General features: G+C 36.9%; 18 protein-coding genes and 1 pseudogene. 4 read left to right on the plus strand and 15 right to left on the minus strand.

The window, feature by feature from the left end:
* Positions 1-92: 92 nt before the first annotated feature.
* The 7 genes and pseudogenes from B7699_RS04470 to B7699_RS04500 form a co-directional block, all read right to left on the minus strand.
* Positions 93-227 carry an ADP-ribosylglycohydrolase gene (locus tag B7699_RS04470; protein ID WP_080976061.1) on the minus strand — a complete coding sequence of 45 codons (135 nt, stop codon included), beginning with the start codon at positions 225-227 and terminating at the stop codon, positions 93-95.
* Between the two features lie 11 nt (positions 228-238).
* On the minus strand, positions 239-1,045 hold the full coding sequence (locus B7699_RS04475) for an alpha/beta hydrolase (protein WP_049487164.1): 807 nt from the start codon (positions 1,043-1,045) through the stop codon (positions 239-241).
* 235 nt (positions 1,046-1,280) lie between these two features.
* Complete coding sequence (locus B7699_RS04480; RefSeq protein WP_049487163.1) at positions 1,281-2,564, minus strand: hypothetical protein; 1,284 nt, start codon at positions 2,562-2,564, stop codon at positions 1,281-1,283.
* Between the two features lie 75 nt (positions 2,565-2,639).
* Entirely contained in the window at positions 2,640-2,984 is a 345-nt protein-coding gene (locus B7699_RS04485; protein WP_049487162.1) for a hypothetical protein, read from the minus strand.
* A 191-nt stretch (positions 2,985-3,175) separates the two neighbouring features.
* Positions 3,176-3,940: an ATP-grasp domain-containing protein gene (locus B7699_RS04490; RefSeq protein ID WP_049487161.1), complete on the minus strand. Its 765-nt coding sequence runs from the start codon at positions 3,938-3,940 to the stop codon at positions 3,176-3,178.
* A 63-nt stretch (positions 3,941-4,003) separates the two neighbouring features.
* The gene (locus B7699_RS04495) at positions 4,004-4,192 is read right to left on the minus strand and encodes a hypothetical protein (RefSeq protein ID WP_000179769.1); all 189 of its coding nucleotides are present in this window, start codon (positions 4,190-4,192) and stop codon (positions 4,004-4,006) included.
* A 321-nt stretch (positions 4,193-4,513) separates the two neighbouring features.
* A pseudogene (locus tag B7699_RS04500) lies at positions 4,514-5,080 on the minus strand (hypothetical protein).
* A gap of 508 nt (positions 5,081-5,588) precedes the next feature.
* Between B7699_RS04500 and B7699_RS04510 the strand changes: the two are divergent.
* The 4 genes from B7699_RS04510 to B7699_RS04525 are packed head-to-tail and all read left to right on the plus strand — an operon-like array spanning position 5,589 to position 6,833.
* The gene (locus tag B7699_RS04510; protein ID WP_001813542.1) at positions 5,589-5,834 is read left to right on the plus strand and encodes a hypothetical protein; all 246 of its coding nucleotides are present in this window, start codon (positions 5,589-5,591) and stop codon (positions 5,832-5,834) included.
* Positions 5,831-6,166, plus strand: coding sequence for a DinB/UmuC family translesion DNA polymerase (locus B7699_RS04515; RefSeq protein WP_049487160.1), 336 nt, complete (start codon positions 5,831-5,833; stop codon positions 6,164-6,166). The genes B7699_RS04510 and B7699_RS04515 overlap by 4 nt, the downstream gene beginning before the upstream one ends.
* Before the next feature lie 12 nt (positions 6,167-6,178).
* Positions 6,179-6,547, plus strand: a complete 369-nt coding sequence (locus tag B7699_RS04520; protein WP_000567222.1) for a hypothetical protein — start codon at positions 6,179-6,181, stop codon at positions 6,545-6,547.
* On the plus strand, positions 6,534-6,833 hold the full coding sequence (locus B7699_RS04525) for a DUF5960 family protein (protein WP_001072467.1): 300 nt from the start codon (positions 6,534-6,536) through the stop codon (positions 6,831-6,833). The genes B7699_RS04520 and B7699_RS04525 overlap by 14 nt, the downstream gene beginning before the upstream one ends.
* A 117-nt stretch (positions 6,834-6,950) precedes the next feature.
* Here the strand turns inward: B7699_RS04525 and msr(D) are convergent, their stop codons facing one another.
* The 8 genes from msr(D) to glyA all read right to left on the minus strand — a co-directional run bounded on the left by msr(D) (position 6,951) and on the right by glyA (position 16,153).
* Positions 6,951-8,414 (minus strand): ABC-F type ribosomal protection protein Msr(D), encoded by a 1,464-nt coding sequence (gene msr(D) / locus B7699_RS04530; protein ID WP_000420313.1) that lies wholly within the window; start codon positions 8,412-8,414, stop codon positions 6,951-6,953.
* Positions 8,415-8,533: 119 nt separating this feature from the next.
* The gene (gene mef(A) / locus B7699_RS04535) at positions 8,534-9,751 is read right to left on the minus strand and encodes a macrolide efflux MFS transporter Mef(A) (RefSeq protein WP_000417519.1); all 1,218 of its coding nucleotides are present in this window, start codon (positions 9,749-9,751) and stop codon (positions 8,534-8,536) included.
* Between the two features lie 385 nt (positions 9,752-10,136).
* Positions 10,137-10,307, minus strand: coding sequence for a hypothetical protein (locus B7699_RS04540; RefSeq protein WP_000873143.1), 171 nt, complete (start codon positions 10,305-10,307; stop codon positions 10,137-10,139).
* A 514-nt stretch (positions 10,308-10,821) separates the two neighbouring features.
* Positions 10,822-12,177 (minus strand): 23S rRNA (uracil(1939)-C(5))-methyltransferase RlmD, encoded by a 1,356-nt coding sequence (gene rlmD, locus B7699_RS04545; protein ID WP_084927268.1) that lies wholly within the window; start codon positions 12,175-12,177, stop codon positions 10,822-10,824.
* A 74-nt stretch (positions 12,178-12,251) separates the two neighbouring features.
* On the minus strand, positions 12,252-13,226 hold the full coding sequence (locus tag B7699_RS04550) for a DUF1002 domain-containing protein (RefSeq protein WP_084927269.1): 975 nt from the start codon (positions 13,224-13,226) through the stop codon (positions 12,252-12,254).
* A gap of 86 nt (positions 13,227-13,312) precedes the next feature.
* Positions 13,313-13,915: a lysozyme family protein gene (locus tag B7699_RS04555; protein ID WP_084927270.1), complete on the minus strand. Its 603-nt coding sequence runs from the start codon at positions 13,913-13,915 to the stop codon at positions 13,313-13,315.
* Positions 13,915-14,889 carry a nucleoid-associated protein gene (locus B7699_RS04560; protein ID WP_192852002.1) on the minus strand — a complete coding sequence of 325 codons (975 nt, stop codon included), beginning with the start codon at positions 14,887-14,889 and terminating at the stop codon, positions 13,915-13,917. Before B7699_RS04560 ends, B7699_RS04555 begins: the two co-directional genes overlap by 1 nt.
* A gap of 7 nt (positions 14,890-14,896) precedes the next feature.
* Positions 14,897-16,153, minus strand: coding sequence for a serine hydroxymethyltransferase (gene glyA, locus B7699_RS04565; protein WP_084927272.1), 1,257 nt, complete (start codon positions 16,151-16,153; stop codon positions 14,897-14,899).
* Between the last annotated feature and the right edge of the window lie 30 nt (positions 16,154-16,183).

Here is a 16,183-nt window from a genome sequence, read left to right on the forward strand (position 1 = left end):
ACACCACCTTAAAACAAATTTAGATTGTCATATCGAAATAATGGAGTTTTAGTTTCATTGTTTTGACGTTTAACTTCGTTTCACTAACAAACTCACACAATCAGCTTCGGACTTACCGTATCATCAGTGAAAAAACAATCTTCACTAAATAAAGGAAAGTCCTTCGTTTTGATATTGTTCCATTCGTAAACTGAACCTACAATATCTACAATAATTGCTCCTAGCATCCGTTTCCTCCTTATGGCATTTCAGATTCGTTACACATTTCTAATGAATCACTCTTTAAAAATGGCACCACCAAATCAATCCACTCATAAGGCAGGTAAGCTGATAAATAACCGTGGTTATAACCCTTTGCTTCATACCAAATTGTATTTGAATGTAGCTGATGAAATAATTTCGCTGATTTTTTCACACAGTTCAATTCTTTTTCACCATAGATATACAGAACTTGAGCTTTGCTAGCAGAAATCATATCTTTCAGCTTGTAATACCCCATATAGGTTTTGTAAATGGTCACCAATGTTTTAACAGGTGTCCTTGGCAGATCCTCCAAATAATAAGCTTTTATTTCCTCTGGATAAGCCAGTTTAGGATAGAGTTTGTTCATCATGCTTAACTGAAGTTTGCAAGAGAATTTATTGAACATCAGTTTACCGAATAGAGACACTAGAAAGCTGCTGATTTTAGCTAACCTTGGTTGAGGAATACAGAGACTTCCGTCTATAATGGCCTTCTCAGCAATTTCACTATCTAAAGACAAAAGCTCCATGGCAATTTGACCACCAAGTGAAACACCACCGATTGCAAACAATTTCCCACCACAGTTTGCTTTGATATAGTCTAGAATCTCCAAAGCCGAATCTTCAGTAGAAACATAATCAAGTTGATATTCTTCACCATGACCATTCAAAGTAGGTAAAATAACACGGTATTTTTCTGACAAGATACGTGCTTGACGAAGATAATTCCACCAAGAACTGCCACCACCATGTATTAGTAAAATAGGAGGCAAATTCTTCTTACCAAATTCATGGAATTTCATGTTTAAACTCCTTACTGTAGGACTTTCACTAGCTACATCCTTGTTTAATCAGCTTGAACAAGCAGTGATAGCACCCGAACATGTGGTGCTAGTTAACTTATATATTATAGAACGAAAGTATATACTGTCTTGTACCAAATGCCTATTTCAAATAAATGTGTAAAATGATTTATTACTACAATAGTTAATCATTTACTCCAATAACACTACACTCTGTAAAACTAAAAACACAAAGTCACCAGTAGTACCTTTTCTCACTTAGATATTGTTCTTTTTGTTCTCTAGAAATTTCATGATTTCTAATTCCTAGTAATTCGTCTGTTGAAGAAACTATTGGGTCGATCCAGTCTGCTTTGGATCTAATCCAATCAATTTCGTCTTTACTAAGCTTCCCTGCCATCTCCAATTTATCAGCCATCAATCTTAAATCATTTGCTGTTTGAAAATCTTCTAGCATATTAAGAAGAGACATTGTCTGCTTCTTCTCTTCTTCGATTCTATTTTGTAATTTTCTTTTTCGCTCCTGTTCCTCTTTGTATAGTCTTTCTCTCTCTTCTCGTTCAAGTCGTAAGTTCTTAACTTTATAATACTCTTGGTAAATTAAAACAATTATTTCTGGGAGTGATTGTTCAATCGAGAATTCATTAGTATCTTTAATGTATTTACCATCTATTATCTTAAATCGAAATTTTCCATTTGGTATATAGTCATACTTCCTTATTCTTGGTTTATAAGCATATCCATTAAACTTTACGCTATCATTGTACTTCGCTAATTCTTTAGCTTCTTCTTTCGTTAATTCATGACTTACTTTGTCTGTTGATTCTATAACATCAAAACGAACAATATCCTTATCAATTTGAATATCCAATTTTGAAGTTACATTATCACCGATTCTTTCAATTACAGTAAACAGTATATCTAAAAAGCGATATAAACGAGGAAGTGAATTTAGTGAAATATTTTTTACAAATTTAGGTTCTTTTAAATCATTATATCTGTGTCTAGGATCAAAGTAAGGATAAGAAGCAGCTTTTTCCCTCTTATTCCACTCTACAATTTTATCTCTTAGATCAGCTACAGATTTATGTAACCTCTTATTTGGAGACTGGTTTAGATTTGAAACTGTTTCAATAATACGCTCTATTTTATCGTCCTCTAAAAATGATAATGAACTTCTTATACTAGTTGTATCAAGTTTAAAAATATCTTTATTTTTATCTTCCGAACTCACCTCTTTATGTTTAGCAGGTTTTATTCTATTATTCTTTAGACTTCTTCTATCAATATTAACTTCATTTACGACATTTTGTGGTAATGGCACAATAAGTTCACTTAAATCTTGTCCAGTATTCTTACGATACCAATAACTACCATTTGGAATTGGGATTTCAAATTCTTTGCATTTCTTGAGTAAGTCTGAATAGCTTAAATCATATTTCAATGAAACTTGTTTTGCACTTATTTCCCAGATTTCTTCATAGAGTTCTTCTCTAGAAAAGGTCTTTATCATCTTCATTTGAAACACCTTTACCCTTATATTTTACATCACCGTTTTTATATTTACCAAGCGAAAACGCAAATTCAAAAACCTCTAATTCTTCACTTCTGCATTTTCGCTTAATATAAAAAGTAAATCTTGTTTTAAACCGTTAAATTCCTCTATAATTTTATCTAAACTAGTTTCAATATTTTCAACACGGATCTCAGATAGCTTACCGTGATTGTATGAAATCATTCTTTCAGCAATAATATGATATGACCAACTCTCAGTGAAACGTCTGTCTCTTTCTTCGTTATGAATAGCAAAACCAATTGGGAGAAAATTATTTCTAAGACCTATAGCAACTGCCTGTGAACTTATACCTAAATAATCACCAGCAATTTTTAATGTGATTTTATTTAATTTTCTAATATCTTCGTCGGTATATTTCGGCATGTTAGTACTCCTTTTTTTATAATTCAAGTTGATGATTTAATAATCATGTCGATTGTTTTCATACTTTCTACTTTCTAAACAATTTTCAAATATATAGCGTTTTCATTATTTTCTTAACCTATTATATCATTATTCCAAACAAAAAACTGCAACTTACTCGTTGCAGTTACACAGATTTATTTCTGTTCCTTTTAGAAACTTATATTTTCATTTTCAGGCATAGTAAAGACATCATTTTTTTCAAAATAAGGTTTTACCATTTCTTTCCATCTAGCTTTATGAAAATTGATTGAGTTTAAAGGAGATAGTCCATAATTTCCCAATGCATAACCATCATTCACTTCAACTACAAGTGTTCTGCCATCACGAGTGACACCGATATCTAGTCCATAAGCTATTGGAGCATCTTTCCAACATGATATGGCTTCATCAATTACACTAGGATCAAATTGTGCATGATAATCACCTGTATAGGGGCGAACATCTAATACGCTACCATCTAACACAAAACAACGCCATTCTGCTATGAATTCTACAACCTCACTAATCCATATAGGATAGTCGAAAGGTAGACCAATACCTATCAAATCACGGGTTCCATTAACAACTCTTCCTGTAAAGACTTTTGATCCAGCTTTAGGTTTAATAAATTTTCCCCAATTATCAGGTATATTTACAATCTCTCCTAAAACACCTGCATAAATCTTTCGACCATAAAACTCTTTAAGCTCAATAGGATAGTCGTAAACCGGAACGTTTAACCCCATCATTTTTAGTAATGCTCTGGTCTCCGTTATATAATCTATAACTGCATCATCGCTTGTTAACTGTTTTATTTCAGAAAAAGATTGATATAAAACAACTTCTTCTCCTTGTAAGTAGGCACCTACTTGAGCATTGTATTTATTAATTGAAACCTCATTTGGTAATTTACTTTGTCTAATATAAACAACCATTTTATCACTCCTATATCACTAGTGTTGCACCTATTTGTAAAAAAAATAATAGCATTTTCGCTGTTATTTTTTTGAGTAAATAGCTCCCATAATATCATCGAAATAATCAACGGTATTTAGGAGTAATTCAATAACTTGGGACTTTGTTAGTCGCATTCCTCTTCTATCTCTAGCATCTTCTACTAAATTTTCAAGTTTCTCTAAATTTTTATCATCCAAGCTAATCATTATTCTATTTTTATCTGTTGCCATTTTCTTCACCTCAAGTCAATTCTATCACAGGTGTAACACTTATGTCAACTGATTTTTATAATACATTAGTTTAAAAGTGGGGAGGTTTTTTAACACAGTAACTTTAAATCTTTGGTATTAAAAAATTTCCACAGTATTTATAGAAATAAAATCTATCTCAAATAAGTTATCAGGTCTAGTATAAATTATGAGCGGATACTCTAATACGTCCCCTCTAAACAAGAAAACGGCTTACACTCAAGGGTTCTCTTAACCCCCTTTGTTACAAGGATTTGACGATTTTACTAGCAAATCTACATGCTGATAAGGAACTTTGGTTGACTATTGAATTTCTCCAACCTCTTCTTTAACATATCCCTCTACATCTTCAATCTCTAAAAATATTGGGTCTAAGTAACACAAGAAATGCCAATCTTCTGCACCTTTTTTTCTGTAGAGAATCGCTTCACCGTCTTCACTTCTGAAAAAGCTTCTGTCTACTTCATATCCACTGCATTCTAGAAAGTCTTTTGCCTGCCGATAGTTCGCTTCTCTTGCTTCCACTTAGGTTTTAACTTCATCGTTGTTAACAACATAGGCATCGATTTTGGAATAGCCTTCAATTACTTTTTCGTTTGGTTCGGATAGATTCGAGATTTCTTTCCAAATAATGTCAACATTTTCCTCAGGATCAAACATAAATTTAGACAAAGGTACAATGTTTCCGTTATAGATAATTTCCAGATAGTCTGGTAGATTTGTAGGATTAAAAAACTCTACTTCAAATCCATCTTCTGTTTCTAAAGTATATCCAGGGATTTGAGCTACAAAAGTTTTCCCCTCTTTTATTGAATCAAACGCGACTATATATTTAGAATAATCATTTTGGTACAATTCCAATATAACCATCGATAATCTTTCTATTTTCATCATTAGGCTAATGTAAATAAGCACGTCACCTGATCAGTTCAGGCTTTCTGTATCATCTCATCATATTCCCTCCTCATTCTCCGAGTCCTATCCCATGGGCGGAGCATCTGCTTCTACTTCGCTGATGCTTCAGCTCGTACAAGCAGTGATACCGCCTCAACGTGATGCGTTTGTGGGACTCAAAAGGTTTGGGTGAACCTTTTGAGGATTAGCTACGTTTCACTAACAAGCTTACACACTCGACATGTGCTGAGAGCTTTCTTCTATACTAATAGACGAAAGGGTGTGAAAATGATTTTTAAATGATACTGTGGAACGGAACAGTAGCCCTAGTATTGACTACTGTCGTTTCTATTCATATTGGCTATTCTAGGACTGAGATGAAAAAATCTATAAATGCTCAGAATAAAATTGAACCCGCAAATCTCCCCAAAACAATGGTGAGTCATGTACTTGTATTATTCCGAAAAAATACACCTCTGGTGCAGTGAGACAAATTGGTGTATCTTATAGTGGCTTCGTAGATGAAAGCTATACTCTACTATCACTCTTTGATGATGTAGAACAAATTGAAAAAGATAATAGACTTCAGACAGCTATTGATGTTGTCAGAGAACAGTTTGGTTTTTTAGCCATACAAAAAGGAACCGTCCTAACTGAAGGTTCCAGAAATATTGAACGCAGTAAACTTATCGGTGGTCATTCCGCGGGTGGATTGGAGGGATTAAAATGAAACAAGAAAAAAATACAGTACAATTTTCAGAAATCCGTAGCAAAGGATGTAATGATATTGAAATGCTTGAAAGATTTTTACATGGAATCGTTGAAACAGCAACTTCAAAACTTCGTCAGAGAAAACTCAAAACAACTGAAATATCGATACGACTAGTACATGCTAAATCTGAAAACCGATTACCATTGGAATTTACATTTAGCATTAAGCCAACAAGCTCATCTGTGATAATCTATACTGAGGTAATCAATCGCTTTAAAGAATGTTACACAGGTGGGGTAATTCAAGGTTTTACGATTCAATTTGATAAAAATACCCTTGCCTCTGCATAGAAAGGATTTGATATGATTGACCGTTCATATTTACCATTTCAATCAGCAAGAGAGTACCAGGATACAAAGATGCAAAAATGGATGGGCTTTTTCCTATCTGAACATGCATCAGCACTCTCTGATGATACAAACAAAGTAACGTACATGTCTGACTTATCACTAGAGAAGAAATTATTACTCCTCAGTCAAGTATACGCCGGGCAGCTACGCACACGCATTCAAGTGATTGAAAAAAACAAGCGTGTTTCCTACACTGGAACAATACCAAGTCTGACCAAAGATTTCATTTTGATAAAAACTACAACAGGTCACATCAATTTGAAATTAAAAGACATTATTAGTATTGAACTTGTCGAGGAGGTGCTCTATGAATCAGCTTGAGTTTCAGCGTAATCACCTACAAATGGACTATTATAGCGAGAGCTACCAAGATTTTGAACGTGACTTCTACCGCTACTCTAACATGAATATTCCATTGACCTTCCTAACTGATGATATCCTAAAAACAATGGCGACTTCACGTAAGAATTACTTTGTCCTCAATAAGGAAAAGTCCAGAGATAACCGCGATCACTTCTTCATATTTGAAGTAAGTACCGTAGATGAGAATCCGCTAATCTATCATTATACATATAAGAAAACTACAATATATTTAGCAGAAAAATAGGAGCAGTTCAATTGACTGTTCCTATTTTTAATATTCATAAAATCTAAAGTCTTTATACTCTTTAACAATGGAGTCGCCAACCAGAACAGACTATACTGACCAGCGACTACCTTAAATTTAATGTTTCAGATTTATTTTCTTATCTCTAATTTCATAAACTACATCTGCTACATTTTCGAGTAATCGTTTATCGTGGGTGATAAACACGATAGTTCCGGTGTACTCCTTCATTAGTATTTCCAAAGCCTCTAAACTTGGTATGTCAAGGAAGTTACTGGGTTCATCCATTATTAGGATGTTATATCTACCCATGAGCATTTTAGCAAGCAACAATTTTATAATTTCTCCACCGCTTAAAACAGATAAACTTTTTCCAATATCGTTCTGTTTGAACCCCATAGATGCTAGCACTGAACGAATTTCTGATATATTGTAGTCACAATCCTTCTGCATAAACTCCATAACATTCTGATTACTGTTGTACTTGTAACCATTCTGTGCAAAGTAACCTATTTTTGCCTTAGGCGAAATAGAAATTCCTTCTTCATGGTTTAAGATCATTTGGATTAAAGTTGTTTTTCCGATTCCATTACCACCAGTTAACGCCACTTTTGCTCCTAACGGAATTTGAAAAGATGCATTTTCAAACAGAGCCTTATCCCCAAATACTTTATTAATTTCTGCACCGACTATAGGGTATGGATTATGGAGCTCCAATGCTTTACTTTGCCTGAAACGAATTCTGCGAATGCCTTCCGGAGCTTCTACTTTTCCTAAGGCCGCAATCCTGTGCTCTAGGGTTTTAGCAGCATTATACATCTTTTTTTCCTTACTTCCTATTGATTTTTGATGAGCTAAACGCCCTCCGTCTTCAGTACTTTTTTTCTTTGAAGAACCTTTTGCCTTCTGTTCTATTTTACGAGCCTGTTTTCGCTTTTCCTCCGCAGCCCTTTCCAATCGGGCACGTTCCGCAATAAATTGTTCGTATTCTGCAGCTTGGCTCTTACGTTCTTCCTCTTTCTGACGAAGATAATCAGAATAGTTTCCCCAATACTCAGTGATTTTGCCATCTTTCAGTTCCCATATTTTATCTACTATTTCATCAAGAAAATAGCGGTCATGGCTAATAACTAACAGTGCACCTGTAAAATATTTTAGCTGTCCTATTAGAAAATCAATTCCTTCACGGTCTAAATGGCTCGTAGGTTCATCCGCTAAAATACCATGAACCTGTGCCGATAAGGCCTGTGCTATTTTAAGCCTTGTTTCTTCACCACCGCTCATAGTCTGTATATTTAATTGCTCAACACCTAGCTTGCCTACAAGTGCAAAATCTTTTTCCTCCTGCAGAGTTACTTCGTCCAACTGGGGAATATAGGCAAGTTCACCCAGACGATTCATTTTACATCCTGGGGGAGTTAATTCTCCTAAAAGTACCCTGAGTAAAGTGCTTTTTCCAGCACCATTTGCTCCTACTAAACCAATACGGTCATAATCATATACTTCTAATTCATTTATATCTAAAACATCGCGTCCTTTGAATTCCACACGAATGTCTTTTGCTTTTAATATTAATTCCATAACATTTCCTCCTGTCTATAATCGCATGCTTTCATTTGCTTGTATGCAGGGAAAACCCTGCGATTTTAGCAGGAAGAGTTACATGAAAATAAGATACATAAATATTCCTCCAATATTGTTTATTTTAAATCTAATTTTCTAACCTCAGTTATCATTTGGCAAACTATAGCAATGCCAATAATTAAAATACCTGATAGTAAAAACCAATGATTTACACCGATTTTATCAGCAAAGAATCCAGAAAGAATTAACCCAATTGGCATAGCAAGTGACATGATACTTCCGATCAAAGAAAATACACGTCCTAAATATTCAGGCTTAATTTTCTCCTGAAAAAGAGCTGTTTGCACACCGCTATAAAATGGCACCGAAAGCCCCATTATTGCACAGCAAACTACGAATATTACAAATCCATTTGGAGGAAGTATTCCCGAAACGGCTAAACTGGTCCCCATTATAAAAAATGAACTTGTTATTAGTAATACATGCTTTTCGAAGCCCCCTAATCTTCCTAATAATAAGCCTCCTGCTAGCATCCCAAATGCAAAGGAAATTTCCGTAATAGAAATATGCACAGGCGTTCCATTAAAGTGTTCCATGCTTATTAAAGGAAATAGTGCATTGATTGGCATATAAACAAAAGTATATAGTGTTCCTAAGAGTAATAAGGCAAACAATCCTTTGTTTTGTCTCAGAACCACAACTCCTTCTTTCATCTCCCTTATGAAATTTGGTTCTAAACTTTGCACTTGATTACCCAGCTTAGGTATACGTACAATTGCTACCGTAATAGATGCAATCACAGCACCCAATACGTCGATGGCAATAATAGCATTTAAATCCCAAACGGAGTATAAGAGTGCTGCAACTGCCGGACTAACAATATAGCTTATAGACTGCAAAGACTGACTATAGCCTGCGCATTTCGTTAGCTGTTCTTCTGGTACTAAAAGTGGTGTAACCGCATTGAGTGCTGGGGTATGAAAAGCTGTTCCAATGCTACGGATAAACAATACTATCATAATCATCCAGACAGGTAGCTCCATACAGAATGCAACAATAGCAAGCACTGCACCAGCTGCTGCGATAATTAAATCGGCACCAATCATTATCTTCTTCCTATCATGACGATCCACTAGCACACCAATGGCAGGTCCCAAAATCGCATAGGGTAAAAAACCTACTAATGAAGCCATAGACAAGACCATCGCAGATCCTGTTTTTTCTGTAAGGTAAAAAATAATCGCCATTTGCAGGATGGCACTAGTGATTAATGATACTGCTTGCCCTGCCCATATTGCATAAAATTTTCGTTTCCAATTGTTGTATTTTTCCATTTATATTATCTCCTGCATATTATTTTGCTTGAATTTCTATTTTGAATAGCATTCTAGGCAATAAAAAATGCAGGCCAAACCCCACAATGTGGCTTTTGGTCTGCATACATACAATTTGGAAACATTCATATTAAAGACATAGTTAAATAAAGGTATAGTTAAATAACCAATATCCTCACCGTAACTAATGAATGCTCAATATCGTATAAATAAGCACAACAAAAAAGCCTATCATCGGGTATAGATTCTGCTTTTTTTATTGCCAGCTTATCTTAAACGCATTGAGGCTGTCATAGTTTCGGTTCCTCCTACATCTTTGTTTATATCAATTTATAGTATAACACAACAAGATGATATGTTCAATATAAAAGTTATGGAATGAGACTCATACTTCCAATTCGATGCCAGATTTAAAGGATATGACGAAGTTTTCTTCATAGACTGTAACGCTCTGGATTATCTTCCTTAGTAGCAAGCGATTAGCTTTCACAAAATCTTCTGTTTGTAGTTTTAAAAATTCATCAGGATTTTCTAACTCAACCTCAAAATATTTCATTTTACATTCCCTCATTTCATTTATTGATAAATTGAGTTTGCAAAAAAGAGTGGACAATTTTTGTCTACTCTTAACCTTTAAAATAGTTTTTTTTAATCGATTTGAAGTTGCCTAAATTATTACTTATTCGGTAAAATGAAGTATTGCTTTCAACAGATTTCCTTCAACTACACTTCACTTGATTCAAACAAGGTGGGTACATTTCTATTCCCACAAACTCCTTGTCAATGGAAACAAACACGTACCCACAGGGTAAATGGAAATAGAAACTGATAATTTCTAGCTATCACTTCTACTCATTCCAAAAATTTTCTCACTCTGATACTTACCCACCATAAAGCAAAAAGCCTTGCAATCAAGGCTTTCATTATCCCTTTCGTTCAAAGGTTTCTAAGCTTTTACGAGCAGAGCGACACACTCAGCGGTTCGCTATCTCCGTTCTGTCTGCGTGCTAGCACTTGTCAATCACGGACAGCTATCGCATGGGCGGAAGTAAATGCTAATCTTCGTCGTTTTACTCCTTGACTAGCAAACTTACCGCCTCAACATGATGCGTTTGAGGAAATAAATCCACTGGCTGAACTTTCTTCAACTCATATCCCAATTCTTGGTAGAGTTTGATATCACGCGCCATGGTTGCGACATTGCAGGAAATATAGGCAATGCGGTCTGCTCCTGTTTGAGCGCTTGCTTTGATAAAGCTCTCGGTCAAGCCCTTGCGTGGTGGGTCAACCAAGATGACGGTTGGTTGGATACCTTCCTTGAGCCAGTTCTTCATGGCATTTTCAGCTGTGTCACAGACATAGTGGGCATTTGTAATATTGTTTAATACAGCATTCTTCTGGCTATTCTCTACTGCTTCTGAAATCACTTCAACACCGTAGACTTCCTTGACATGCTTAGCGACAGATAATCCAATAGTTCCGATTCCTGAATAAGCATCAATGACCACATCATCTTCTCTTAACTCCGCAAAGTCAATGGCTGTTTGATAGAGTTTCTCAGCCATTTGAGTATTGACCTGGTAGAAGGCTGGGCCAGCGATTTGGAAATCATTGCCCAACATCTGATCCGTAATATAGTCTTGACCATAAAGAGTCTTCCAGTCCTTGCCGAAAATAGCATTGGTATTCTGGTCGTTGATATTTTGCATGACAGAGACAATCTCTGGGAACTGCTTGATTAGTTGTTCAATCAACTGTTCAACTCGGAAAACTTTCGGACGAGTGGTTATCAAAATAACCATGATTTGTCCTGAATAGTGACCACGACGCACTACAAGATTCCGAATCAATCCAGACTGTTCCTTTTCGTCATAAGGTTTTAAATCAAAACGACGGAGCAGGTCTCGAAGAGCTACTACGACTTGGTCAATGACAGGATCCTGGATAAAGAAATATTCAAGTGGCATGAGATCATGCGAATTCTTACGGAAAAAGCCAGTTTCCAAGACACCATTCACTCGACGAACGGGCACCTGTGCCTTATTTCGATACTTGACTGGATTTTCCATACCTAGTGTTTCAGCGACTTCTACATCCCTAATGCCAGCAATTTTGTAGAGACTATCTTTGACTTGCTTGGTTTTAAACTTGAGCTGCTCTGGATAGGCAAGATGCCCCAAATCAGCAATTCCTGAACGCAGGTAAGCCAAATCTAGATTTTGATTACGATGAGGTGACTGAGCGAGGTATTCTTCAACTTTCCCAAAGCCAATCTTTTTAGTGACTTTAAGGACTCGCATGAGGATTTTCTCAGTTGGTAGAGCATTTTCTACAAAGAAAACTAAACCATCTACCTTGGCAACTCCTGCCCCTTCATGGGTCAAATCAACAATTTCAGCTTCTACAATATCATTTTTCTTTAACATATTTTTCACTTTCTATCGGCCGACAAAAAAAGACGGCAACATTTCTGTTACCATCTATTATATCATGAAATGACCTAAGCACCAAAACTCTTGAAGAAGTTGACAATGGCTTGCCAAAGGGAGCTAAAGAAGTTGCCCCCCTCTTCTAGCGCTTTATTGGCATCAAAGTTGAGATTGATATTTTTAAAACTATCTCCAGCTTGGGAAACGATGCTTTCCTTGAGGTCATTTAGAGTTTTAGTGAAATCAGCATTGTTCAAAATGTCACTCTTTGAGAGGTTGAGGGCGAAATTGATGATGATATTGACCTGGTTTCCTGTTATAACCTGATCGAGTTTGTAGTTTTTTAGCGTGTCTTCAACGATTTTGCGGACATCTTCCTCTGTCAGACTTCCTTTGGCTTCTTTTGCCTTTGCGATTCTTGCCTTGATATCTGTCATAGCCGCATTGAGCTTATTGGCATCGTAACCTGACTTGTCCTTGTTTTCAGCATTGATATCGGATAAGGCTTTTAGCTCCTCTTGAGCCAAGTCTTTATTGGCTTGCGGTACTTTAGCACCATTAGCCTCTAACGAGTAGTAAATCCCAGCTAGGGCACTCTCACCTGTAACTGGAATAGGAGCTGCAACTGTGATTTTGGCATGCTCAACTCCCAGAGTCACTGCTGCATTACGGTACATATCCTGCGTCACCTTGGTGATATTTTCAGGCGTTTCAATCTTGACCTCTAGAGGCGACTTGTCACCCAGCTTTTGAATCTTGGCCGACGAATAGAGCTGTAGGCTAGCATCATTAGCCACATTCATAATCTTCGAATAGATATCAGGTGTCATGGTTTTGATATCTTTGGTGTCTTTCGATGCGTCATAGCCAAGTTTGCTAAGTGTTTGATTTTTCTGGTCTTCAGTTAGTGAAGAGCCAAGAACATATTCAGGTTGTACATAGGTTTCATCGATTACTTTTTGAACATCTGTTGCTGCGTGGACACTCGTCATAGCTGTTGCTGCCCACAAAACTGCAGCGCTTGTTAGAAAGAGTTTCTTTCTCATAGGGTATTCCCTCCTTTACTTTTCTAGGGTAATAAAACAATCTTAAAGAAAACTTATAGTGAAAAACACCTGGCAAAACCAGATGTTTAAAAGAAATTAAAGAATTTCATAATATAAAGATTGAATCGAACCTGTCTAGAATAATAATAATTCCCACCATTTTCATAAAGTTCTGCTCCGTGGAAGATAGAAATCGGGTTGATATAGGTGTAAGTTTTTCCAGTTGTATTTCCAAGAATGGGAGCGACGGTTTCACGAGAATATTGTTTGGCCAAGGCGAGAGTGTTTTCCTTGCCATTTTGAGCGATAAAATCGATATAGGCAGGACCAAAATTATAGGCTTGTACAGCTGTCCAGACATCAACGCCCTTTTCCTGAGCTAGGTAGAGATTATCAGTCAAGGCTTGAATTCCCTGACGAATGCTCGTCACATTGTCATTGATAGTATTTGTAGTGCCACTAGCAGACTCGCTAGACTGCATGACATCGCCTTCTTTTCCTTTCGTTTCGGTATAAATCATGGCGAGCACAAGCTCTTCATTGGCTGGAGTATCTCTTTCACTGAGGACTTCTCGAACCATGGGTTGGTAGGTCATGACTTGCTTCACATCTTGGTGTATATGATAGACTTTATAGACAGCGAAAAGGAAGACTGCTAGCATTAGCACTCTTCGTAGTAATTTAAACATTATTTACTTTGAATATCCTCGATATTTTTAATTAAGATAGAATAGGTTCCATTGTCATTTTGGATAAACTCAACAGACTCCGCATCTTGGTAAACATTATTTGGAACAATAAGTTCGATTCCATTTGACAAGGAAAGTTTTTGATTTTCAAATTTCTTGAGTTGACGACTGGCATCAATTTCATCAAACTGAACTGGTTCAGGTACGGCTTCCTTGACTTGGTCGATAAAACTTAGACGAGCTGTCAGGTTGTTATCAAAAAGGTCATTGGCCAATTTTTCAGGCGACAGTTCATTGCTCTCTTCAAGATTGTTAAAAATAGCTGATTTAACCTTGGATTGAAACTGAAAATCATCTGTGTTAAAGGACTCTGCAATTCTCTGGGCTGTTTTTTCCAATTCCTTGATAGATTTCTTGGGAGAAATCTTAGGAGCGACAGTGAGAAGATTTTCTGAAAAATAGTTCAAAAAAGTCCCGTTGTACTTGATTCGTTTTTCGATCAGGTGGTACTTACGACTTTGAAGATTAACCACCAAGGCCTCATCAGCCCCCGTTCCAAAACCGGGCAGATTATTCTGAGTTAGCTTGATTGGATTATCAACTTCTCCCCCAAGGTGGGTCAAGGTTTCCCGCAAGGCAATTCGTAAGAAAGCGAAATGCTCTACACCTTCTTTAGAAAACTGAACAAAAACCAAGTCATTGGTCTTGAGATTTTCAGAAATACTAAACTCCTCTTTCCAGAGATTAGCCAGTCTTACCGATGTCTCCAACAAATCGTCTGTGATGTGATTGAAGAAGGGATTTTCTTCCTCGAAAATCCCCGTCTTGGCTTCATCTGAATACACACGTTCGATTTTTTTACGTAGGTATTCTTCGATTTTTGGAGTGATATTGAGAAACTTATCCGCTAGGAACAACTCAGTATCATCTGGGCTGAACTGATGGATAATGGCTTTCTTAATATAAATGTCCATAAAAGTTTTAGTCCTCGTATAATGGGAAAGCATCTGTCAATTCTTTGACTGCTCTTCTCACTTCTTCTAAGACATCCTCATTTTCTGCATTCTTAAGGGTTTTGATGATGAGTTCAGCTACTTTTCGACTTTCGTCTTCACCAAATCCACGTGCAGTGATGGCTGCAGATCCGATACGAATACCGCTTGTCTTGAATGGTGACAAGGTTTCGTATGGGATTGAGTTTTTATTTAGGGTAATATTAACCTCATCCAACAAGTTTTGAGCAACTTTTCCGTTCTCTACAACCTTAGTGACATCCACTAGGAAGAGGTGATTTTCAGTCCCGCCTGAAATGATACGGAAATCAGAATCTTGCAAGAAGACTTCAACCATAGCCTTGCTGTTTTTGATTACATTGGCAGCATATTCCTTGAAGGCAGGATCTAAGACTTCTTTGAAGGAAACAGCCTTAGCAGCGACAACATGCTCCAAAGGACCGCCCTGAATACCTGGGAAAATAGCTGAATTGATTTTCTTAGCAAGTTCTTCGTTATTAGTCAAAATCAAACCACCACGAGGTCCACGAAGGGTTTTGTGAGTCGTTGTTGTAGTGATATGAGCGTATGGTACCGGACTTGGGTGTAAACCAGCAGCAACCAAACCAGCGATATGGGCCATATCCACCATAAGCTTAGCCCCAACAGCATCTGCGATTTCACGGAATTTTGAGAAGTCGATAATTTGAGAATAGGCTGACGCACCAGCTACAATCAGTTTTGGTTTTACTTCTTGGGCTTGTTTTAAGATAGCATCAAAGTCCAAGAGTTCCGTTTCAGGATCCACACTATAAGAAACAAAATTGTAGGTTTGACCAGAGAAGCTGACAGGAGCTCCGTGGGTCAAGTGTCCACCTGCTGCCAAATCCATCCCCATAACAGTATCGCCCGGTTCAATCAAGGCCATGTAAGCCGCACAGTTGGCTTGGCTTCCTGAGTGAGGTTGCACATTGGCAAATTTAGCACCGAAAATTTCTTTTGCACGTTCAATAGCTAGACTTTCTACCACGTCTACCACATCAGTCCCACCATAGTAACGGCGTCCTGGGTAGCCTTCGGCGTATTTATTCGTCAAGATAGACCCTTGAGCTGCCATAACAGCCTTGGAAACTACGTTTTCCGAAGCAATCAATTCAATGTTGTTTTGTTGGCGTTCTTCTTCTTTGGCAATAGCATTCCATAGATCAGCATCATATGCTTTAAAATCATCTTTATCAAAAATCATAGGTCTTCTCCTTTATAGTGTGACTGGTCC

The organism is Streptococcus mitis, assembly GCF_002096835.1.
Taxonomy (GTDB): Bacteria; Bacillota; Bacilli; order Lactobacillales; family Streptococcaceae; genus Streptococcus; species Streptococcus mitis_W.

Bases quoted from the DNA above. Each gene is read 5' to 3' on its own strand.
- B7699_RS04470 (WP_080976061.1), bottom strand. From the start codon at position 227: ATGCTAGGAGCAATTATTGTAGATATTGTAGGTTCAGTTTACGAATGG.
- B7699_RS04475 (WP_049487164.1), bottom strand. From the start codon at position 1,045: ATGAAATTCCATGAATTTGGTAAGAAGAATTTGCCTCCTATTTTACTA.
- B7699_RS04480 (WP_049487163.1), bottom strand. From the start codon at position 2,564: ATGAAGATGATAAAGACCTTTTCTAGAGAAGAACTCTATGAAGAAATC.
- B7699_RS04485 (WP_049487162.1), bottom strand. From the start codon at position 2,984: ATGCCGAAATATACCGACGAAGATATTAGAAAATTAAATAAAATCACA.
- B7699_RS04490 (WP_049487161.1), bottom strand. From the start codon at position 3,940: ATGGTTGTTTATATTAGACAAAGTAAATTACCAAATGAGGTTTCAATT.
- B7699_RS04495 (WP_000179769.1), bottom strand. From the start codon at position 4,192: ATGGCAACAGATAAAAATAGAATAATGATTAGCTTGGATGATAAAAAT.
- B7699_RS04515 (WP_049487160.1), top strand. From the start codon at position 5,831: ATGAAACAAGAAAAAAATACAGTACAATTTTCAGAAATCCGTAGCAAA.
- B7699_RS04520 (WP_000567222.1), top strand. From the start codon at position 6,179: ATGATTGACCGTTCATATTTACCATTTCAATCAGCAAGAGAGTACCAG.
- B7699_RS04525 (WP_001072467.1), top strand. From the start codon at position 6,534: ATGAATCAGCTTGAGTTTCAGCGTAATCACCTACAAATGGACTATTAT.
- B7699_RS04540 (WP_000873143.1), bottom strand. From the start codon at position 10,307: ATGAAATATTTTGAGGTTGAGTTAGAAAATCCTGATGAATTTTTAAAA.
- rlmD (WP_084927268.1), bottom strand. From the start codon at position 12,177: ATGTTAAAGAAAAATGATATTGTAGAAGCTGAAATTGTTGATTTGACC.
- B7699_RS04550 (WP_084927269.1), bottom strand. From the start codon at position 13,226: ATGAGAAAGAAACTCTTTCTAACAAGCGCTGCAGTTTTGTGGGCAGCA.
- B7699_RS04555 (WP_084927270.1), bottom strand. From the start codon at position 13,915: ATGTTTAAATTACTACGAAGAGTGCTAATGCTAGCAGTCTTCCTTTTC.
- B7699_RS04560 (WP_192852002.1), bottom strand. From the start codon at position 14,889: ATGGACATTTATATTAAGAAAGCCATTATCCATCAGTTCAGCCCAGAT.
- glyA (WP_084927272.1), bottom strand. From the start codon at position 16,153: ATGATTTTTGATAAAGATGATTTTAAAGCATATGATGCTGATCTATGG.